Source organism: Lysinibacillus sp. FW301-JW8 (genome assembly GCF_058788755.1).
This window is the reverse complement of record NZ_JBYTBB010000037.1, coordinates 14780-36090: the sequence shown is the minus strand read 5'-3', so window position 1 is coordinate 36090 and position 21311 is coordinate 14780. Positions and strand designations below refer to the sequence as shown.

Below are 21311 nucleotides of genomic sequence, written 5' to 3'. Positions count from 1 at the left end.
AAATAGATAAGATTTGTCTTACATTAAACCAAGTAAGTTGATTAATTAAGGAGGTAATAGTATGAGAAAAGGTTGGAAATTGTTAATAGGAGCAATGGTAATAGGCTTGTTGGCTGGCTGCACAAGCAAAGGAGAGGAAGATAAAGAGGAGGTTGTAACGTTAAAGGTAGGAGCTGCCAATGTACCTCATGCGGAAGTATTGGAGTATTTAGCAAAAGATATTGAAAAGGATGGAGTGAAACTAGATATTTCCATTATAAAAGATGCTGTTCAAACAAACCAACAAACGGCAGATGGTGAGTTGGATTTTAATTATTTTCAACATGTTCCGTTTTTAGAACAGACGAATAAAGAAAGTCATTTGGATTTAGTCAGTGTAAAAGGAATTCATATTGAGCCATTTGGTGTGTATTCCAAAAAACTAAAAGATATTAATGATTTGCCACAAAATGCAAAGGTAGCTGTACCAAATGATGTTGTTAATTTCTCTCGTGCGTTACTACTATTTCAAAATAATGGATTGATTGAATTAGATAAAGCGAAGAAAGGTGATTATACAGTCGAAGATATTACGAAAAATGAGAAAAAAATTCAATTTATCGGTGTGGATTCTCCATTACTTGTTCGTTCATTAGATGATGTAGACGCATCTGCTATTAATACGAATTATGCCTTAGAGGGGGGCTATAACCCTATGAAGGATGCACTGATTATAGAGGGTTCTGAATCACCTTATGTCAATATTATAGCTTCGACAAAGGAGAAAAAGGATGATCCAGCTATACAGACAGTCGTTAAGTGGCTAACAAGTGAAAAGGCACGTTCTTTCTTTGAAGATCAGTATAAAGGTGCTGTTGTTCCCGCATTTTAAAGCTTTGTAAACAACATACATGCTAAGGAGGTAAACGTGCATGATTGAATTTATTGAAACAACAAAAGAATTTCAGATAGGAACATCAACAGTGACGGCCCTAAATCATATCAATTTAACGATTCAGAAGGGGGATATTTTTGGTGTTATCGGCTTTAGCGGTGCTGGTAAAAGTACTTTAATTCGAACAGTAAATTTACTGGAGGAGCCAACGTCTGGGCGGGTGCTTGTAAATGGAAAAGAGTTAACTACGCTTACTAAAAGGCAGCTTCGAGATGAGAAGAAAAATATCGGCATGATTTTTCAACATTTTAATCTCCTCCATTCTAAAACTGTATTTGAAAATGTGGCAATGCCTTTAATCATAAGTGGTGTAAAAAAATCGAACTTGGAAGGTCAAGTGAAAGAGGTATTAGCATTTGTTGGCTTAACGGACAAAGCTGATCGCTATATTGACGAGCTATCAGGCGGGCAAAAACAAAGAGTCGGCATCGCTAGGGCACTCGTTACCAAACCGACTATCCTATTATGTGATGAGGCAACTTCTGCTCTCGACCCACAAACGACCAAATCGATTTTAGCGTTACTAAAGAAGGTCAATATAGAATATGGTATTACGATTTTGATGATTACTCATGAAATGGAGGTTATTCGGGATATTTGTAATCGTGTGGCTGTCATGGAAAATGGAAGAATTATTGAGACAGGTAATGTACTTGAAATTTTTTCTACACCAAAAGAGGAGACAACCAAAAACTTTGTCCAATCGGTTGTTCGTGATGAAATCCCGTCTTCTGTTTATGAGCAATTAAAAGGTATAGATGCTTCTAAGAAAATTTACAATTTAAAATTTATCGGAGTAGATGTTGGTCAGCCAATTGTCTCACAGGTAGCGAAGAAATTTGCTGTAGATGTCAATGTTTTATTTGGCAATATCACAGAGCTACAAGGGATTCCATTCGGTCATTTAATCGTAGAGCTCGTTGGTTCTGATAAGGAAATACAAAAAGCATTTCTATTTATTCAGGCTAAAAATATTCAAATAGAGGAGGTTGTTGCTCGTGAAAGTGAGCACTCAAATCATTATCGACGCGGTTCTAGATACGCTGTACATGGTTAGCATTTCGTTATTTTTTGGTGCCATTTTAGGCTTCGTTTTAGGAGTGGTCTTAGTTGTAACGAGAAAGGGACATATTCTTGAAAATAAATTAATCTTCTCGATTGTCAATCCGATTGTCAATACACTGCGCTCCATTCCGTTCATTATTTTACTTGTTGCAATTATTCCATTTACACGATTACTCGTTGGAACTGCAATTGGAACGACAGCTGCCATTGTGCCGCTAGTCTTGCATATTGGACCTTATATATCAAGATTAATAGAAAATTCATTATTAGAGGTGGATGAGGGCATTATTGAAGCAGCAAAAGCAATGGGAGCCTCCCCATTTCAAATTATACGAAAGTTTCTATTGCCTGAAGCTTTTCCATCTTTAATTCTAAGTGTCACGACTGCAACAATAGGGCTTATTGGTGCGACGGCCATGGCAGGAGCTGTTGGAGGCGGAGGCCTAGGTGATGTCGCCATTACTTACGGCTATCAACGCTTTGATAATGCGACGATTTTGGTAACAGTGGTTATTTTAGTAGTACTTGTACAGATTATTCAAAGCATCGGCAACAGTCTTGAACGAAAAATACGCAGAGTTTCTTAAGGGAGAATGTCAACATGAAAAAACTTAACTATTTATTAGGACTTTTTACATTACTATTTTTACTAGTGGCATGTGCAGAAGCAGATGAAAACGATACTGTGAAGGTCGGTATTCGTAGCTCAGAATTGAAAACCTGGGAGTATATTAAGGAACAGGCTAGCAAGGAAGATATTAACCTCGATTTAGTAACATTCTCTGCGCAATATGATCCAAATCAAGCACTGGCAGAGGGAGAAGTAGATATTAATGCTTTTCAACATGTTGCCTATTTAAATTTATTTAATACGAACAACAACTCAGATTTACAGGCAATTGGCACAACAATAATGGCACCTATTGGCTTATATTCAAACAAATATAAATCGTTAGATGAATTAAAAGAAGGTGCAAAGATCGCTGTACCGAATGATCCTTCCAACTGGGGCAGAGCTTTACTGCTACTTCAGGAGAATGGATTACTAACAGTAACGGACAATTTTGATGGTAATGGCGGAGAAGATCGAATTAAAGATAATCCAAAAAAATTAACAATTTTGCCTGTTGACGGTGCTACAACGCCAAGGGTAATGGAGGATGCTGATTTTGCCATTATAAATAATGGTGTGGCTGTAGAAGCTGGACTTTTATTGAAAGATGCGATCATTCATGAGAGTGAAACAGCTAAGCCATTTATTAATGTTATTGTGGCAAAGGCAGAAGACAAAAATAATGAAACATTGAAAAAAATAGTGGAAATTTATCAGCGTGATGAAACGGCTAAGTTTATTAAAGAAATATCAAACGGAAACTATATTCCGGTGAAAATGCCACTGGATGAATTAGCAACATGGAAGGATTTCTATTCATATTAGAAAGGGTGTTAATAATGACTAAGAAAAGAGAATTAAAGCTAGCACTATATTTAATTGGAGCAGGTATGCACGTTGCTGCATGGAAGCATCCGTCTGCACAAGCAAATGCAAGCATCGATATTAAAGCATTACAAAAAGCAGCCCAGATTGCGGAAAAAGGAAAGTTTGATATAGCATTTGTGGCAGACAGTTTAGCTATTAATCATGAATCCCATCCGCATATTTTAAATCGCTTCGATCCATTAATTCAAATTACGGCTTTAGCAGCAGCGACCACTAAAATTGGACTTGGTGCAACAGCTTCAACTACATACAGTGAGCCATATGTGCTAGCAAGACAGTTGATGTCCATCGATCATATAAGTGATGGGAGAGTTGCTTGGAATTTAGTGACTACAGCAGATGCTACAGGGGAAACAGCCTTAAATTTCAGTCGTGACAAGCATTGGGAGCATGATCATCGCTATGAACGTGCAGAGGAATTTATCGATGTTGTTCAGTCATTATGGGATTCATGGGAGGACGATGCCTTTCTCTATGATCGAGACAATAATATCTTTTATGATCGTCATAAAGTGCACGAAACCTCGTTTAAGGGCAACTATTTAACTGTCAAAGGTCCATTAAATATTGCACGTTCTGTACAGGGGCAGCCTGTTATTGTAGAGGCTGGTGCATCTAAACCGGGACAACAATTAGCAGCACGTACGGCAGAGGTTGTATTTGTCCATTGGGATGAAATTGAAAAATCGAAAGAACACTATCGTCAATTAAAGGCACAGCTTGCTCCATTTGGACGTACAGAGGAAGAGCTTCTCGTTTTACAGGGAATTTCTCCAATCGTAGGTGATACAGAGGAGGAGGCGATCCGTAAATTTAATGAATTACAGTCGTTGATTGATCCATATGAAAGCTTAAAATTTGTTTCTGGGTACATGGGGAATGTTGACTTTTCAAAGTACTCACTCGATACACCGGCTATCGAAGTGGAATTTCCAGAAGTCAATAGTATACAAAGTCACTTTTATGAGCACTTAGAGATTATTAAAAAGGAAAATTTAAAGGTTGGCGATTTATATGCGCGCCTATTTGGACCTGCAAAGCGTGATGCTTTTGTCGGAACACCGACTCAAATTGCAGATGAGATGGAGCGTTGGATTTCAGAGCGAGCAGCAGATGGCTTTATGCTGCAATTTCCATTATTACCACGCGATTTAGAGGATTTTGTTGACAAAGTTATACCAATTCTACAAGAGCGAGGCATTTATCGTAAAGATTATACAGGCACAACGTTAAGAGAGCATTTAGGATTGAAAAAGCCGCTGAATCGTTTTGCTAAAAGTAAGGTGACACAGTGATGATTGATGTTTTTATTCGTAATGAACGGGAGCAAAAACTCGTTCAGTATGCTCAGAATTTAGCAAAACAAATTGAGAAGACAGCTAATCAATATGATGAGAGTGGTGAATTTCCTTTTGAGCACTTTCAGATTTTAGAGGATGCAGGTTATTTTCGATTAACAGTGCCAAAAAAATATGGTGGAGAAGAAATTTCTCTCTACGAAATGTTATTAGTACAGGAGCAATTAGCTAGAGGTGATGCTTCTACTGCATTGTCTGTTGGCTGGCATTTATTAACGTTTTTGAATGTTCGTGAGGCGAAAACATGGCCAGAGCCTATATTTGCAGAATTAAGCCGAAAAGCCGTTGAAGAAGGCTCTCTACTGAATATTATTAATAGTGAACGTGGAAAAGGGAATATTTCTCGAGGAAGTTTACCTGGTACAATTGCTAAAAAGGTGCCAGGGGGATATCGTATTACAGGTGAAAAGGCATTTGCTTCCTTAGCACCAATTTTAAAACAATTCACCATTATTGCTTATCTTGAAGAAGAAAATCTAACAGCAGAGTTTCTCATTACTAAAAATGAACAGGTGGAAATTGTTGAGACATGGGATGCGATGGGCATGAGGGCGACAGGCAGCCATGATATTATTTTTCATGATACGTTTGTACCAGAAGAAGCATTGCTATACAGACATCGCCTAAATGAAGTCAATCGTTTCTTAGCGGATGGTCGTGTCTATTCGTTAGAAATTCCAGCCGTTTACTTAGGAGTAGCAGGTGCAGCAAGAGATTATGCCATTGATTTTGCTAAAAATACGTATTCACATAGCTTAGAAAATACAATCGCTCATGCCAGCCATGTTCAACAAAAAATCGGTGAAATAGAAGTACTTTATCAAACTGCACGAAGAACTCTATATAGTATTGCAGCGCAGGTAGAACAAAATCCAGCCCTTAAGGAGCAGCTATCGGAGTCTGTTAGTATTGCGAAGTATATTATTTGCAACCACGCGATAGATATTGTAACAAAAGCTATGCAGGTTGTAGGTGGACGAAGTTTATCGAAGGAAAACAAAATCCAGCGCCTATTTAGAGATGTTCAATGCAGCCGCTTTAATCCTCCAGCAGATGATGTGGTTATTACTCAACTTGCGATGGGATTACTGATTGATAAGAAGCAAGAAACTTTTCAATTATAGTATGAACCCTGAAAGACTTCCAAAGAGATTATCTGCCAGCAAAAATAGTTGGCAGATTTTTTGCGTGAGCCATTTCTACTGAATTGTCGATTTCTGTTTGTCGTGAAAGTTGATTTCTAGTATGATATTGGATAGTGATAGGGGGGAAACCCGTGAATAACGGTTCAAAAAAACAAGAAATGTTTTCAAAAATGCAAGAAAGAAAATCTGAGGTAAAAATCGTGAGAAAAATCGTTGCTATTATAGCTATTGTTTTTGTTCTACTATTAGTGATTGTTGGTTTCCTTGGCTACAATTATGTCAAGAGTGCCCTCAAACCAGTGGATCCAGATGCAACAAAAATAATTGCCGTTGAAGTACCAATTGGCTCAAGTTTAAGCTCTATTTCTGCCTTATTAGAGAAAAAAGGCGTTATTAAAGATGCCCGGGTATTTAAATATTATGCAAAGTTTAAAAATGAATCTCAGTTCCAGGCAGGGAATTATGATTTAACAAAGGCAATGACGCTAGATGAGCTAATCAAAAGTTTAAAAACAGGAAAGGTATATCGTAAGCCAGTCTTTACGATGACAATTCCTGAAGGCTTAACGCTTGAACAAATCGGTAATATTGTGGAGAAGAAAACGCCATATACGCAAAAGGAATTTATGGACTTAGTAACAAGTGAAGCATTTGTTCAACAGATGATGGCAAACTATCCTGAGCTTGTGACAGATGCAGTTTTAGCTGACAATATTCGCTATGATTTAGAGGGATATCTTTTCCCCGCAACTTATTCTTATTTTGAAGAGAAGCCATCATTAGAAGCCATCGTAGAAGAAATGGTGGGGGCGATGAATAAGGTTGTGAAGAATTACAGTGATTTACTTGCAGAAAAACAGATGTCTGTTCATCAATTAGTAACATTTGCTTCGCTACTAGAAGAAGAAGCTACTGCCCAAACTGATCGAGAAACTATAGCAAGTGTATTCTATAATCGTCTTGATCAGGGAATGCCGCTTCAAACTGATCCAACTGTTTTATATGCACTTGGCTCTCATAAAAACCGTGTGCTATATGAAGATTTAGAGGTAGAAAATGCTTACAATACTTACAAAAACAAAGGCCTACCGCCTGGTCCAATTGCGGGGGCAGGGAAGTCTTCTATTGAAGCAGCATTGAATCCAAGCAGTACAGATTATCTATACTTCTTAGCGGATAAAGAGGGCGTAAACCACTTCTCTAAAACCTATGATGAGCATTTGCAAAAAGTGGAAAAATATTTACGTAAGGCAGAGTAAATAGAAAAAGTATATAGTATGCATATGGATAGAAGGAAAGAAAAATAGCTTTCCTTCTATTTTCGTGCTATTATAAATTGTGATTTTTGATAAATCCGCATACGGTCAGAACTTTCATGCTGGATATAGTATACGTGGTGGCAATTGTTTTGAGCATAAACAAACAATTGCTCATTTTTGTATGGCGAAGTACCAAGACATCACGTTTGGTCTTTTTCTTTTTGGTGTAAATGATGAAGTACAGACAACGGCGAAATGCTTGTTGCCTTTTAAATGAGGGTGGATTTAACAATGGAATTATCAGATGCATATATACAATCATTTATTCAACCACGTAATGAACTGCTTTTAGAAATGGAAGCATTCGCGGAGGAGAATCATGTACCGATTATGCAGCTTGCAGCTATCGATGCACTGAATCAACTGCTACGTATTCAAAATCCGTCAAAAATTTTAGAAATTGGTACTGCTATCGGCTATTCTGCACTAAGAATGGCAGAGGCTTTGCCAAATGTGAATATCGTTACAATAGAGCGTGATCCAGAGCGTGTGACAAGTGCCAAAGCTTATATTAAACGTTCAACCGTATCAGATCGAATTACGGTCATTGAAGGCGATGCTTTAGAGGTAGACGATGAGGCTATTCAAACAGCATTTGATGCAGTTTTTATCGATGCAGCTAAGGGACAATATCAGCGCTTTTTTGAAAAGTACGCCCCACTAGTGAAATCAGGGGGAGTCTTGTATATCGATAATATGTATATGCATGGCTTATCTGATTTAGATTTGAAGGATGTCCCGCGTCGTAAGCGTACAATGATTCGCAATTTAAAAAACTTCACGGAATGGATAATGGAGCACCCTGATTATACAAGTGCTTTTTTACCAGTCGGTGACGGTTTATTACTATGTTTGAAGAGGTGACTACTATGAAAAAACCAGAATTGCTTGTAACACCACAATCATTAGAACATATAAAAGCACTTTTAGAAGCTGGAGCAGATGCTTTTGTAATTGGTGAACAACAATTTGGTCTACGTCTAGCAGGAGAATTCTCTGTTGTTGAAGTGGAAGAAGCAAAGAAGCTTATACACGCAGCAGGTAAAAAGGTTTATGTTGCAGTCAATGCACTTTTCCATAATGAAAAGATAGACGCCCTTGCTGAATATTTAAAAGAAATGCAGCGTATCGGTGTGGATCGTTTAATTTTCGGCGACCCAGCGATATTAATTATTCGTCGTGAGCAAGGAGTAACAATTCCATTACATTGGAATCCAGAAACAACTGCTACAAACTGGTTTACGGCAAACTATTGGGGGAAACGCGGCGCAACTCGCGCAGTACTTGCACGTGAACTTTCGCTAGATGAAGTGTTGGAAATAAAAGAAAGTGCTGAACTAGAGATTGAAGTACAAGTTCATGGTATGACATGTATGTTCCAATCAAAGCGTCCATTATTGGGGCATTACTTCTTATATCAAGATAAAGTAATGGAAATTGAAAATCGTAATGAAAATCGTAACATGTTCCTACATGACGATGAGCGGAATAATAAATACCCAATTTATGAGGACGTTAATGGAACACATATTTTCAGTCCAAATGATATGTGTATTATTGATGAACTAGGTGAATTATTTGAGGGTGGCATTGATGCTCTGAAAATTGAGGGTGTACTGCAAACACCAGAATATGTGGTGACAGTAACAGAAGCCTATCGCAAAGCCATCGACGCTTATTTTGATGAGTCAGAAGAAGCATATGAAGATATAAAAGATGATTTATTAGCAAAAATTGAAGAGATTCAGTCAGCCATCAGACCACTGGACACTGGCTTTATCTTCAAGGAAACAGTTTACTAAGAGGGGGGCAAGACATGGCATTAGCGTTAGTACAAAATGACAAAATCCGTGAGATTGTTGACGGTAAACGTGTCATTACAAAAAAACCAGAGCTGCTTGCCCCAGCAGGTAGCTTAGAGAAATTAAAAATAGCTGTTCATTATGGAGCAGATGCTGTATTTATTGGCGGGCAGGAATTTGGTTTACGTTCAAATGCAGATAATTTTTCTATTGAGGAAATGCGCGAGGGAGTAACATTCGCCAATAAATACGGTGCGAAAATTTATGTTACGACAAATATTTTTGCTCATAATGAAAATATGGGCGGCTTAGAGCAATATTTAAAGGATATTGAATCTGCAGGTGTTACAGGCATTATCGTAGCGGACCCTCTGATCATTGAAACATGCCGCACAGCTGCACCCAAGCTTGAAATTCACCTTTCTACACAGCAATCGCTTTCAAACTGGAAGGCGGTACAGTATTGGAAAGAGGAAGGCTTACATCGAGTAGTGTTAGCCCGTGAAGTAGGCGGCGAAGAAATGCAGCTGATGAAGGAAAAAGTTGATATTGAAATTGAGGCATTCGTACATGGAGCGATGTGTATCGCTTATTCTGGTCGTTGTGTGCTTTCCAATCATATGACTGCTCGTGACTCCAACCGCGGTGGCTGCTGCCAATCTTGTCGCTGGGACTACGATTTATATGAATTAGAAGATGGCGAAGAAAAAGCGCTATTTGATGACAATCATGCACCTTTTGCTATGAGTCCAAAAGATTTAAAGTTAATTGAAGCTATTCCTCATATGATTGAGCTTGGCATTGATTCGTTAAAGGTTGAAGGTCGCATGAAATCCATTCACTACGTGGCTACAGTTGTTTCCGTGTATCGTAAGGTAATAGATGCCTATTGTGCAGATCCTGATAATTTCAACATTAAACGTGAATGGCTAGAGGAGCTAGACAAATGTGCAAATCGTGATACGGCTGAAGCATTCTTCCACGATGCACCTGGCTTAGAGGAGCAAATGTTTGGTGTTCATGGCCGTAAAACAACCTATGAATTTGCTGGTTTAATTTTAGACCATGACCTAGAGTCAAAAATTGTCACAATGCAGCAACGAAATTATTTTAAGCCTGGTGATGAAGTAGAGTTCTTTGGTCCTGAAATCGAAAACTTCTGTTTAACAATGGGAGAAATATGGGATGAGGACGGTAATAGCTTAGATGCAGCCCGTCATCCATTACAAATTGTTAAATTTAAATGTGATACACCATTAAAACCGCATAACATGATGCGAAAGGAGAATAATTAATGGCAGCAAAGCGTCCAGTCGTCATCGGAATCGCTGGTGGCTCATGTTCAGGTAAAACGAGTGTGACACATGCTATTTATGATGTTTTCCGAGATCATTCAGTGGTTGTAATTGAACAAGATTTTTATTATAAGGATCAAAGTCATTTAACGTTTGAGGAGCGTTTAGGTACAAACTATGACCATCCGTTAGCATTCGATAATGATTTGTTAATTAAACACATAAAAAAATTGTTGGCTCGTCAATCCATCGAAAAGCCAGTATACGATTATGTACAGCATACAAGAGCAAAAGAGGTTATTCATGTTGAGCCTGTAGATGTTATTATACTAGAAGGTATTTTAGTGCTAGAGGACGCAGATTTACGTGATCTAATGGACATAAAGCTATTTGTTGATACGGACTCAGATTTACGAATTATCCGTCGTATTATGCGTGATATAAAGGAGCGTGGACGTACAACAGATTCTGTCATCGACCAATATTTAACGGCCGTTCGTCCAATGCATAATCTATTTATTGAACCAACAAAACGTTATGCTGATATCATTATTCCAGAAGGCGGAGATAATGAAGTAGCCATCGATTTAATGGTAACGAAAATTAAAACTATTCTTGAAACCGGCAACGTATTGTAATAAGATAGAGTGGTATTGACAATATTTACATGCTTATCGGTGCATATTTCTGAAAAGCATGCATACTATTAGGTCAAAGCGTAATTTGAAAAACGTTTAAAAATAATAAAATTCGATTAAATGCTTGTTATAGGCATTTAGTCGAGTTTTATGTTTTTATATTGATGAAATAAGGAGTGAAGGACTTTGGCAAATGAAAAACAATACCCAATGACTGCTGAGGGTAAACGAAAATTAGAAGAAGAATTAGTGAAATTAGAAACGGAAACACGTAAGGAAATCGTAGAACGTATTAAAATTGCACGTGATTTCGGAGATCTTTCTGAAAATGCTGAGTATGATTCAGCAAAAGAAGAACAAGCCTTTTTAGAAGGACGCATTTCTACATTAAAATCAATGATTCGTAACGCGGTAATTATTTCTGAGGATGAAACTGACAACAGTGTAGTATCACTTGGGAAAACGGTTACATTTGTAGAAATCATTAATGGTAAACCATCAACTGAAGAGGAATCATATACTATTGTAGGTTCAGCTGAAGCGGATCCAATGGAATTCCGTATCTCTAATGAATCACCAATCGCAAAAGGTCTACTTGGCCGTGCTGAGGGTGAAGAGGTTGCTGTACAAACACCAGGCGGCGAAATGAAAGTTAAGATTCTTTCTATAAAATAATTATATATGTACAAGCAGTTAACTTCTCTTCTAAAAGAAAGTTAACTGCTTTTATTTTATAAAGATTAGTGTTTCACAATATATGGAAAGCAAGAAATAGACACAAATATTTTGCATGTGCTGTCGAAATTGATAAAATATTGGCTAGAGAGGGGGAGAATTCATGAGTGAACGACAAACTCGAAGCAGTCGTCATTTGCAGCCATCTCATAATAAAAAGCTAGATAAACTATTGAATGTATTAATTGGTATTGTTGTAGTATTAATTATTATCACGGCTACCTATGTGTTTAAATGGCAAGATGATGCAGAAAAAGCCGTGAAAGACGAGCCGGCACAAGAGCAAAAGAATGATGATAGAGAGGTTGAGGAAGAGCCTTCTAAAGAGGATAATAAGGATGCTACCACAGATGATAACGAACCCGCAAAGGAAGAACCTGCGGAAGAAGAACCAACATCTGAACAGGACAAAGCTCAGGAAACTAAATCTGATAATCCAATTGTAGACAAGGTTGTTACCAATAAAAATTGGAAGCCTACACCTACGACACAAGCAGGTCAGCATGTGTCTTCATACGATGATAAATCTGTAGACTGGGCAGAAAAGGTGGCAACAATTACAGCTGCAACAGGCATTGAAAAGGACAATATGATTATTTGGCGTATTCAAAATAACGGTAGCGCTAATACGGCTATAGCAACTGTTTCAACGAATGATAAAACAGCAATGTATAGAGTTAGTATGGAATGGGTTGACCAAGAGGGCTGGTTACCAGTAAAGCTTGAGCAGTTAAATACATTAAAGGGCGCCTATTGACGAAAATAACTCTTTTGTTTATTTTTAATAGAGTATAAAGAAGGGAAGAAATATATCTATGAAAATTGCAGTAATTGGCGCAATGGAAGAAGAAGTAGAGCTACTACGAGCATCATTAGAAGATGGAAAAAGTACAACAATTGCAGGTAGTGAATATACAACAGGAATCTATGATGGCAAAGAGGTTGTGTTATTAAAAAGCGGCATTGGTAAAGTAAATGCTGCGATGTCAACTACGATTCTCTTACATGAATTCAAACCAGATGTAGTCATTAATACTGGCTCAGCTGGAGGCTATGATGAGGCACTTGAAGTAGGAGCAGTTGTCATTTCAGACGAGGTTCGACACCATGATGTTGATGTGACAATATTCGGCTATGAGATTGGACAGATGGCTGGAATGCCAGCAGCTTACAAATCAGATGAGAAGCTTATGAAAGTGGCTGAAGAGGCTGTAAAGGCAGTTGGGGAGCATCAATTTGGTATTGGGTTAATTTGCTCAGGAGATGCTTTTATGAATGATCCAGTGCGTGTAGAAGCCGTGCGTCATCATTTCCCACAAATGAAGGCAGTTGAAATGGAAGCAGCGGCTGTTGCGCAAGTATGCTATCAATTCGGAACACCATTTGTTGTGATCCGTGCTTTATCAGATATCGCAGGGAAAGAATCCAATATTAGCTTCGATGAATTTTTACCTGTAGCGGCAAAACATTCAACACAAATCGTCTTAAAAGCAATTGAAATGATATAAGTTACTTTACTGACTGAGAGATTCAAAATGAGATAAATTACACATAATCGACACAATGTACAATTAGTAGTGTGAGAAAAATCACAGTTAAAAAATTTAATGGATGCTACACTGTCATTAATTAAATCTCTTCATATTTGATTGGGAGGTATTCATGATGTTATTTTTAACAGCTGGTGTAGTTATTATTACAACTTTACTTGGTTCACTTATTTCAGCAGAGCTCTCAGAAACTGTATAGGAACGTGAAAAAAGCTTCCTTGCGATATTTTTATCGCAAGGAAGTTTTTTCAGTATAAGGGTGCGAAAAATACTCGGAAGGTTTACATACATATATTTTCCTTCTTTCGTGATACGATTGCTAAAACTCAATTTATGTTTGGTAATTGTAACAAAAAATACAAGAATACTAGCCGAGCATATTGTAGATTTTATTGCTATTTTCGAAACATCAATTTACAATAAATTATTCAATAGTCTTTTGGTCTCGTTTATATAATTGATAGAGCTTGATTAGTGCCCGCTTTTCAATGCGCGATACATAGCTACGCGAAATATTTAAGCGTGCTGCAATTTCCTTTTGTGTAAGAGCATCCTGCTGGTTTAAGCCATAGCGGAGAGTCACAATTTCGAGTTCACGTTCGTCAAGCATGTGCAAATAATGATAGAGCTGCGCAACATGCTCCTTATGCTCAATTTTTTCTGTGGCGCTTTCCTCATCACATTGTAAAAGATCGCGAATTTGTAGCGCATTGCCATCTTTATCAGTGCCGATTGGCTCGAATAAGGAAACATCCTTTTGCACCTTTTTCTGTGTCCGCAGATGCATTAATATTTCATTTTCAATACAGCGGGCAGCATAAGTGGCCAAACGAGTTTTTTTGTCAGGTGTATAGCTTTCTACAGCTTTCATAAGACCAATAGTACCAATAGAAATATAGTCATCAAGTTGCTCGTGCTTTGGATGGAATTTTTTCACAACGTGTGCAACGAGTCGCATATTGCGCTCTATTAAATCAAGACGCGCCTGCTCATCACCGCCTAAAAATCGTTCAATACAAGCAGCTTCCTCTTCTTTTGAAAAGGGTTTATGGAAGGTTTGCCCCTTTAAATAGCCAAGTAACGCTGGGATCTCAAGCCATAACTGCAACATAGATGTAAAAATTCCGCTCATTGAATGATTTCATCCTTTCCCCATTTTTCGACAGTATATGTTTTGAAACTGTGTTAAATGAAAAAAAGTGCAACAGCAAATGCGCTGTTACACTTTTTTTAACGTGAATGTACTAATCATCAATAGAGCTAGTATTGGAAAAAGGAAAAGATAAAATGCCGGGTGGAACGCAGTAGATGCAAAATACGTTAAAGTTAAGAGAGTACCTGCAGCTGTAATTGGTAACCCTGTAAAATAGCCGTTTGGTTCACTAATATTAAAGCGAGCTAATCTCATCGCACCACAGATGATATACAGTACGGTCATCATCATGCCGACGTAACCAAAGTCTACTAAGACCACTTCATACATTAATAATGCAGGCGCTACACCAAATGATATAATATCACTCATAGAGTCTAACTGTTTACCTAAATCAGACACTTGTCCGAGAGCTCTGGCTACCTTCCCATCGTAACGATCAAGAAGGGCAGCAATAAAGATAAATAAGACACTGTAGCTATAGTATTCATGTAATGTAGCCATAATGGCTGCGCCACCAAAGGACATATTACTGATTGTAATGAAGTTTGCTGCTTGCGATTTCATTTTCTTAACCGTGGTATCCACCAACTTGTGATAAAAAAACAAGGGGGATCACTCCTTTACACTTAAGATATTGTACCATTATACTTCGAATGCGAAAAAATTGACAGTCTAAATTAATCGATAGGGGTTTTGTTTTATGAAAGAAAAATTATATCAACGCTTGATTGAATTAACAAATGGCAAGCAATCCTCTCAACTTTTACAAACGATTGCAAAAGCTAAGTGGAGTAAACGAATAATCCCTAGCTATATGAAGGTATACGATATTAACCTTGAAGAAGTTTCAAAAAAACCACAACAATTTTCAAGTTTACATGATTTTTTTACAAGAGAGCTTTTGGAGCATGTTAGACCAATTGAACAAAACCCGACTACTTATACAAGTCCTGTTGATGCAAAAGTGGAATCCTTTGGTCGTATCGAATGGGATATGACATTTCTTGTAAAGGGGAAGCCGTATGCATTACAAGATTTACTTGGCAACAACGAACGTGCTGCACAATATACTGATGGTCATTTTATTGTGTTTTACCTAAGTCCTGCTGACTATCACCGTATTCATAGTCCTATTGATGGATTAGTGCTAAGACAATATACACTTGGACAAAAATCCTATCCTGTGAATCAGCTTGGCCTTTCCTATGGAAAAAAACCGATTTCCCATAATTATCGTCAAGTAACAGAGTTGAAGGTGACTAATCATCAGCAGATAGCGTTTATTAAAGTAGGTGCTACTTTTGTCAACTCGATTGTCCTTACAAATACTACAACAAAGTGGCATAAAGGTGAAGAAGTAGGTTATTTTTCATTTGGCTCAACGGTCGTTATGTTATTTGAAAAAGGAGCAATTGAATTTACGGACAATGTCGTGCAAGGAAGCCCAATTCGAATGGGTGAAGCATTTGCAAATATGCTATAATGGTCGAATAATACGTTTAGATTAGGGGTCGCTATTTTGTATAATTTTTTATTACCAGATGAATTTGTGACGAGTATTTTTGAAATTACACCAGAAAAGCTTCAAGACTTAGGCATTAAAGGAATTATTACAGATTTAGATAATACCCTTGTGGAATGGGACCGTGCTGATGCAACGGAAGAGCTGATTATTTGGCTTCGTATCATGAAGGAATCAGGTATTCGTGTTATTATTGCGTCAAATAACAATGAAGCGCGTGTTAAGCATTTTGCTGAGCCATTAGGTATTCCTTATATCCATAAGGCAAAAAAACCATTTCGTAATGCCTTTTATAGTGCCATTGTTCAATTAGGGCTACGTCCAAATGAAGTGGTTATGGTAGGAGATCAACTCTTAACGGATGTCATGGGTGCCAATCGTTTAGGCTTGCATACGGTACTTGTAAAACCTGTTGCACAATCTGATGGGCTCGTAACAAAATTCAATCGATTCATTGAACGACGCGTGTTCAATGATTTAAAACGAAAAGGAATTATAACTTGGGAGGAAAAAGAATGAACGAAATGCCAAATTGTATTGGCTGTGGTACAACAATCCAAACAGAAGATAAAACAGCAGTTGGGTATGCCCCTCCATCATCATTAGAAAAAGACGCGGTCATTTGCCAACGCTGCTTCCGTTTGAAAAATTATAATGAAATTCAACCAGTGTCATTAACAGATGACGACTTTTTACGCATTCTTAATGGTCTTGGAACACAGCAAGGCTTAATCGTAAAAATTGTTGATATTTTTGACTTCAATGGGAGCTGGCTACCAGGACTTCACCGTTTTGTTGGGAAAAATCCTGTGTTATTGGTTGCGAATAAGGCTGACCTATTACCGAAATCAGTAAAGCCGAAAAAAGTAATTAATTGGTTAAAACGTGAGGCAAAGGCTCTTGGTCTGCAACCTATCGATGTGCTTTTAGTAAGTGCCCATAAAGGCAAAGGAATGGCTGAAGCGATGGAAGCCATTGACGAGTACCGAAATGGGAAAAATGTGTATGTTGTAGGTTGTACAAATGTTGGGAAATCCACGTTCATTAATCGCATCATTAAACAGGCTACAGGTGAGGGTGAGGTGATTACTACATCTCATTTCCCGGGAACGACTTTGGACATGATTGAAATTCCATTAGATGATGGTAGTGCATTATATGATACACCAGGGATTATTAATCATCATCAGATGGCACACCATATCGATGCAAGTGAATTGAAATATATTATGCCGAAAAAAGAAATAAAGCCGAAAGTATATCAACAAAACGCTGGGCAAACTTTATTTATTGGTGCACTTGCACGTTTTGATTTTATTCAAGGAGAACGTTCAGCATTTACGGTCCATGTAGCTAATGATTTACCAATTCACCGTACAAAGCTGGAGAAGGCAGATACATTATATGCAGAGCATAAGGGTGAATTACTTACACCGCCAACTAAGAATTTTATTGATCAGTTGCCACCATTAGTGCGTCATGAGTTTTCGATAAAAGAAGCGAAAACAGATGTTGTATTTTCGGGTCTTGGTTGGATCACGGTACAGCATGCAAATGTAGTTGTGGCAGCTTATGCACCAAAGGGAGTACAAGTTTCTATTCGCCCATCACTAATTTAACTTCTTTCAGCAAGTATTTTTTGTATCGAAAGCATAGCGGCAGCGGCAGATATATGTCACGGAATCGAAAAGGAGTTAATAAAGGATGTTAGCCTAAAATCATCGTATCCATGCGATAACGGCTAACTGACCTGCATCACGCAGACCTAAGCACAAAGCCGATTCCAGACGCAATTATGCCAAGGCATAATTGATAATGTAGTAAGATAAGTAGAGAAGAGGGACTAGGAAATGAAGAAATGGTTTGCGGTTATAGGTGATCCTATTGAGCACTCAAAATCACCAGCGATGCACAATGCTTGGTTTGAGGGAATGTCGATAGATGCAACATATATTCCAGTGCATGTATCATCTGAAAACCTCGAGTCTGCAATTGCTGGTATGAAAACGTTAGGCGCAAGTGGTTGGAACGTTACAATTCCACATAAAACAGCGATCATTCCCTATTTAGATGAGCTAGATGAGCTAGCCGAAAAAATGGGTGCTGTAAATACGGTTGTTCGAACAAAGGAAGGTACATTAAAAGGGTATAATACTGATGGTGTTGGATTTGTCCGCTCGTTAGAGGAAGCTGTTGGCAAGTCACATAAAGACAAGCCAGTTCTGTTAATCGGTGCTGGCGGTGCTGCCCGAGGTATTGCTTTTGCGATGCAGCAGCAGGGCTATGAAAATTTAACCATTGCCAATCGTACAGTAGCAAATGCACAGGCGATTGTTGATGAAATGGGTTCTGGTCAAGCTATATCCTTAACAGAGGCTGAGGCAACCCTAGCTGATTTCGGCATTTTGGTGCAAATGACATCGGCTGGGCTTGCTACGGGCAATTTTTCTATGCCATTTTCACTGGAACATCTTACAAAGGGCGCAATTGTTGCGGATATTGTGTATAATCCATTAATGACACCTTTTCTTAAAGCAGCTGAAGTAAAAGGAGCAACCGTTGTCACAGGACTTGGAATGTTTGTTCATCAAGGGGTCATTGCCTTTGAGTATTGGCTAGGTGAATCCCCAAATACAAATTCAATGATTGCGCAATTAAAGGCGCAATTAGGAGGATACTAATTTTTATGTTAACAGGTAAACAAAAGCGTTTTTTACGTGCGGAAGCACATCACTTAACACCAATTTTTCAAGTAGGAAAAGGTGGCGTTAATGACGAAATGACGAAGCAAATTCGTGAGGCATTAGAAGTACGAGAACTCATTAAGGTCCGCATTTTAGATAACTGTGAGGAGGACAAGCATGAGGTTGCAGAAGCACTAGCAAAGGGTGCGCATGCAGAGCTTGTGCAATTAATTGGATTAACAGTTGTTTTATATAAAGAATCCCGCAATCAAAAAAAGATTGTACTACCGAAAGCAGCGAAGTAAGGTGAGATGATGAAACGGATCGGTTTATTGGGAGGAACATTTAATCCGCCACATAATGGACATTTAATGATGGCAAATGAAGTACTTCATGCATTGGATTTAGATGAAGTACGCTTTATGCCCAATGCGCTACCGCCACATAAGTTTGCTCGGCATGATGCAAGCGATGGAGAGAGACTTGAAATGGTCAAGCATGCTATAAGTCCATATCCACATTTTTCTGTGGAGTCGTATGAGGTTGAGAGGGGCGGCGTATCCTATTCATATGAGACACTTTCTGCATTGTGCATAAGAGAGCCAAATGTAAAATTTTACTTTATCATTGGAGGCGATATGATTGATTCCCTTCATACGTGGCACTGTATTAATGAGCTAATGAATCTTGTGCAGTTTGTAGGGGTCAAGCGTCCGAGAACAGAGGCTATTTCAGAGTACCCTATTCTAATGGTGGAAGTTCCTCAAATCGATTTATCGTCCACACTAATTCGTGAACGTCTTGCCACTGGTGGAACAGTTACCTTTTTATTGCCTGAAGCGGTAGAGACGTATATACGAGAGGAAGGTCTTTATGGAACGCGAACAGTATTTAGCGGCGATTAAGCCTCGTATGCCTGAAAAGCGCTATATTCATACCATTGGGGTTATGGAAACAGCTATTGAATTAGCCAAAAAGTATGGCGAGGATGAGAAAAAAGCAGAAACAGCAGCTATCCTCCATGATATTGCAAAATATGCTGATATTGAATGGATGGAGAACATTGTTCGAACTGAAAGATTAGACGCTCATTTGCTTGGCTGGGGCAGTGAACTGTTACATGGTCCAGTAGGTGCATATATCGCTGAAAGTGAATTTGAATTAACAGATGAGGATATGCTTAATGCTATTCGTTTTCATACAACAGGGCGTGCTGGTATGAGCCGTTTAGAAAAAATAATTTTTGTAGCAGATATGATTGAGCCTAACCGTAAATTTGATGGTGTGGATCGTCTTCGCAAAAAGGCGGAAAAGGGTTTGGATAAAGTAATGAGTGCTTGTGTGCGCCATACATTGGCTTTTCTAATCGATACAAAACAGCCAATTTATCCATTATCAATAGAATGTTATAACGATATGATGAAAAGAGAGGACAGTGAAGGATGAATTCAACTTTATTACAAGCAGCTTACAAAGCAATTGACGACAAACATGGGGAGGACATTGTCGTTTTAAATATGCAAGGTATTTCACTTTTAGCGGATTACTTTATCATCGCTCATGGTAACTCAGATCGACAAGTGCAAGCTATTGCGCGTGAATTACAGGATGTAGCTGAAAAAGAGGGCTATGAAATTCGTCGTGTCGAAGGTTTCGATGCAGCTCGCTGGATTCTTGTAGACTTAGGAGATGTAGTGGCGCACGTATTCCATAAGGATGAGCGTGCTTATTATAATTTAGAGCGTCTATGGGGCGATGCACCGCAGCTAGACATGCCAGAGGCTTAAGTGAGTAGTTACGAACGCTTTGCCCACGTGTATGATGAGCTGCAAGTCGATATCCCCTACGATAAGTATGTGGAATGGGTTTTGCAGCATGCACCATGTAATCAATTTCCTAAGCTTTTAGACATTGGCTGTGGTACAGGTGTGCTGAGTCTGTTGTTTGCCAAGGCTGGTTACAGGGTGAGTGGAATTGATCTATCTGAAAATATGCTCTCAATTGCCGCAGAGCGATTTGCTGATGAAGGATTACATGTGCCCCTATTTTGTATGTCAATGGATGAATTAGAGGGTTTTGAGGCGCTTGACGTTGTAACGATTGCTATTGATTCAATAAATTATGTCATACAAGAAAAAGCAGTATATGCCACATTGGAACGAATTTATGATGCTCTAAAAGATGACGGTCAACTATTTTTTGATGTTCATTCACTATATAAAATGAATGATATTTTTTTAGATAGTCCATTTACGTATGACGACGGCGATATTAGCTATGTATGGCATACAGAGCCAGGTGATTTAGAGCACTCTGTTATCCATCAAATGACGTTTTTTGTCAGAGATGCAGCAAGTGATCTGTATGAACGCTTTGATGAGGAGCATATTCAACGTACATTCCCAATTGAGCAATATATGACATGGCTTCATACAATTGGCTTCAAGCATGTGGAGGTAACCGCAGATTTTACAAATGATGCCCCTGAATACGAAAGTGAACGCATTTTTATACGTGCAGTTAAATAAAAAACAGCTTGTTGGTATTTATCCAGCAAGCTGTTTTGCTTTATTACAGTCTAAGAAAAATCGCGTATCGGTGGATAGA

25 protein-coding genes are annotated in these 21311 nt (G+C 38.4%); 23 read left to right on the top strand and 2 right to left on the bottom strand.

Annotated elements, in window-relative coordinates:
* Window positions 1-61 precede the first annotated feature (61 nt).
* The 14 genes from AC3WOM_RS15435 to mtnN all read left to right on the top strand — a co-directional run bounded on the left by AC3WOM_RS15435 (window position 62) and on the right by mtnN (window position 13300).
* Complete coding sequence (locus AC3WOM_RS15435) at window positions 62-871, top strand: MetQ/NlpA family ABC transporter substrate-binding protein (protein ID WP_427544299.1); 810 nt, start codon at window positions 62-64, stop codon at window positions 869-871.
* Between the two features lie 40 nt (window positions 872-911).
* Window positions 912-1991, top strand: coding sequence for a methionine ABC transporter ATP-binding protein (locus AC3WOM_RS15430; protein ID WP_492447476.1), 1080 nt, complete (start codon window positions 912-914; stop codon window positions 1989-1991).
* Complete coding sequence (locus AC3WOM_RS15425; RefSeq protein ID WP_427544338.1) at window positions 1984-2586, top strand: methionine ABC transporter permease; 603 nt, start codon at window positions 1984-1986, stop codon at window positions 2584-2586. Before AC3WOM_RS15430 ends, AC3WOM_RS15425 begins: the two co-directional genes overlap by 8 nt.
* A gap of 14 nt (window positions 2587-2600) precedes the next feature.
* A complete protein-coding gene (locus tag AC3WOM_RS15420; RefSeq protein WP_492447475.1) occupies window positions 2601-3437 on the top strand; it encodes a MetQ/NlpA family ABC transporter substrate-binding protein in 837 nt (278 codons plus the stop codon).
* Window positions 3438-3451: 14 nt separating this feature from the next.
* Window positions 3452-4795 (top strand): LLM class flavin-dependent oxidoreductase, encoded by a 1344-nt coding sequence (locus AC3WOM_RS15415; RefSeq protein WP_492447474.1) that lies wholly within the window; start codon window positions 3452-3454, stop codon window positions 4793-4795.
* Window positions 4795-5982, top strand: a complete 1188-nt coding sequence (locus tag AC3WOM_RS15410) for an acyl-CoA dehydrogenase family protein (protein WP_427544287.1) — start codon at window positions 4795-4797, stop codon at window positions 5980-5982. Before AC3WOM_RS15415 ends, AC3WOM_RS15410 begins: the two co-directional genes overlap by 1 nt.
* Before the next feature lie 152 nt (window positions 5983-6134).
* On the top strand, window positions 6135-7262 hold the full coding sequence (gene mltG / locus AC3WOM_RS15405; protein WP_427544284.1) for an endolytic transglycosylase MltG: 1128 nt from the start codon (window positions 6135-6137) through the stop codon (window positions 7260-7262).
* A 291-nt stretch (window positions 7263-7553) separates the two neighbouring features.
* Window positions 7554-8186, top strand: coding sequence for an O-methyltransferase (locus AC3WOM_RS15400; protein ID WP_427544281.1), 633 nt, complete (start codon window positions 7554-7556; stop codon window positions 8184-8186).
* A 5-nt stretch (window positions 8187-8191) separates the two neighbouring features.
* Window positions 8192-9124: a peptidase U32 family protein gene (locus AC3WOM_RS15395; protein ID WP_492447472.1), complete on the top strand. Its 933-nt coding sequence runs from the start codon at window positions 8192-8194 to the stop codon at window positions 9122-9124.
* A gap of 14 nt (window positions 9125-9138) precedes the next feature.
* Entirely contained in the window at window positions 9139-10419 is a 1281-nt protein-coding gene (locus tag AC3WOM_RS15390; RefSeq protein WP_492447471.1) for a peptidase U32 family protein, read from the top strand.
* Entirely contained in the window at window positions 10419-11057 is a 639-nt protein-coding gene (gene udk / locus AC3WOM_RS15385; protein WP_427544272.1) for a uridine kinase, read from the top strand. The genes AC3WOM_RS15390 and udk overlap by 1 nt, the downstream gene beginning before the upstream one ends.
* Window positions 11058-11243: 186 nt before the next feature.
* Window positions 11244-11732 carry a transcription elongation factor GreA gene (gene greA, locus AC3WOM_RS15380; RefSeq protein WP_427544269.1) on the top strand — a complete coding sequence of 163 codons (489 nt, stop codon included), beginning with the start codon at window positions 11244-11246 and terminating at the stop codon, window positions 11730-11732.
* 163 nt (window positions 11733-11895) lie between these two features.
* A complete protein-coding gene (locus tag AC3WOM_RS15375) occupies window positions 11896-12549 on the top strand; it encodes a YrrS family protein (protein ID WP_427544266.1) in 654 nt (217 codons plus the stop codon).
* Window positions 12550-12607: 58 nt separating this feature from the next.
* Window positions 12608-13300 (top strand): 5'-methylthioadenosine/S-adenosylhomocysteine nucleosidase, encoded by a 693-nt coding sequence (gene mtnN, locus AC3WOM_RS15370; protein ID WP_427544263.1) that lies wholly within the window; start codon window positions 12608-12610, stop codon window positions 13298-13300.
* Between the two features lie 466 nt (window positions 13301-13766).
* Here the strand turns inward: mtnN and sigK are convergent, their stop codons facing one another.
* Together sigK and pssA are read right to left on the bottom strand one after the other, a co-directional pair.
* The gene (gene sigK / locus AC3WOM_RS15365) at window positions 13767-14474 is read right to left on the bottom strand and encodes an RNA polymerase sporulation sigma factor SigK (protein WP_283868838.1); all 708 of its coding nucleotides are present in this window, start codon (window positions 14472-14474) and stop codon (window positions 13767-13769) included.
* 87 nt (window positions 14475-14561) lie between these two features.
* The gene (gene pssA, locus AC3WOM_RS15360) at window positions 14562-15062 is read right to left on the bottom strand and encodes a CDP-diacylglycerol--serine O-phosphatidyltransferase (RefSeq protein WP_427544335.1); all 501 of its coding nucleotides are present in this window, start codon (window positions 15060-15062) and stop codon (window positions 14562-14564) included.
* Between the two features lie 136 nt (window positions 15063-15198).
* Here pssA and AC3WOM_RS15355 point away from each other — a divergent pair, with 136 nt between their 5' ends.
* The 9 genes from AC3WOM_RS15355 (at window position 15199) to AC3WOM_RS15315 (ending at window position 21232) form a co-directional block, all read left to right on the top strand.
* The gene (locus AC3WOM_RS15355; protein WP_492447470.1) at window positions 15199-15981 is read left to right on the top strand and encodes a phosphatidylserine decarboxylase; all 783 of its coding nucleotides are present in this window, start codon (window positions 15199-15201) and stop codon (window positions 15979-15981) included.
* Window positions 15982-16017: 36 nt separating this feature from the next.
* Window positions 16018-16539, top strand: coding sequence for a YqeG family HAD IIIA-type phosphatase (locus tag AC3WOM_RS15350; RefSeq protein ID WP_427544257.1), 522 nt, complete (start codon window positions 16018-16020; stop codon window positions 16537-16539).
* Entirely contained in the window at window positions 16536-17639 is a 1104-nt protein-coding gene (yqeH, locus tag AC3WOM_RS15345) for a ribosome biogenesis GTPase YqeH (protein ID WP_427544254.1), read from the top strand. The genes AC3WOM_RS15350 and yqeH overlap by 4 nt, the downstream gene beginning before the upstream one ends.
* A 231-nt stretch (window positions 17640-17870) precedes the next feature.
* Window positions 17871-18701, top strand: a complete 831-nt coding sequence (gene aroE, locus AC3WOM_RS15340) for a shikimate dehydrogenase (RefSeq protein ID WP_492447469.1) — start codon at window positions 17871-17873, stop codon at window positions 18699-18701.
* A 5-nt stretch (window positions 18702-18706) separates the two neighbouring features.
* Entirely contained in the window at window positions 18707-19009 is a 303-nt protein-coding gene (yhbY, locus tag AC3WOM_RS15335; RefSeq protein ID WP_427544248.1) for a ribosome assembly RNA-binding protein YhbY, read from the top strand.
* A 9-nt stretch (window positions 19010-19018) separates the two neighbouring features.
* The gene (locus AC3WOM_RS15330; RefSeq protein ID WP_427544332.1) at window positions 19019-19609 is read left to right on the top strand and encodes a nicotinate-nucleotide adenylyltransferase; all 591 of its coding nucleotides are present in this window, start codon (window positions 19019-19021) and stop codon (window positions 19607-19609) included.
* Window positions 19578-20150, top strand: a complete 573-nt coding sequence (yqeK, locus tag AC3WOM_RS15325) for a bis(5'-nucleosyl)-tetraphosphatase (symmetrical) YqeK (protein WP_427544245.1) — start codon at window positions 19578-19580, stop codon at window positions 20148-20150. Before AC3WOM_RS15330 ends, yqeK begins: the two co-directional genes overlap by 32 nt.
* Window positions 20147-20491: a ribosome silencing factor gene (gene rsfS / locus AC3WOM_RS15320; protein WP_427544242.1), complete on the top strand. Its 345-nt coding sequence runs from the start codon at window positions 20147-20149 to the stop codon at window positions 20489-20491. Before yqeK ends, rsfS begins: the two co-directional genes overlap by 4 nt.
* Complete coding sequence (locus tag AC3WOM_RS15315) at window positions 20492-21232, top strand: class I SAM-dependent DNA methyltransferase (RefSeq protein WP_427544239.1); 741 nt, start codon at window positions 20492-20494, stop codon at window positions 21230-21232.
* Window positions 21233-21311: the final 79 nt, after the last annotated feature.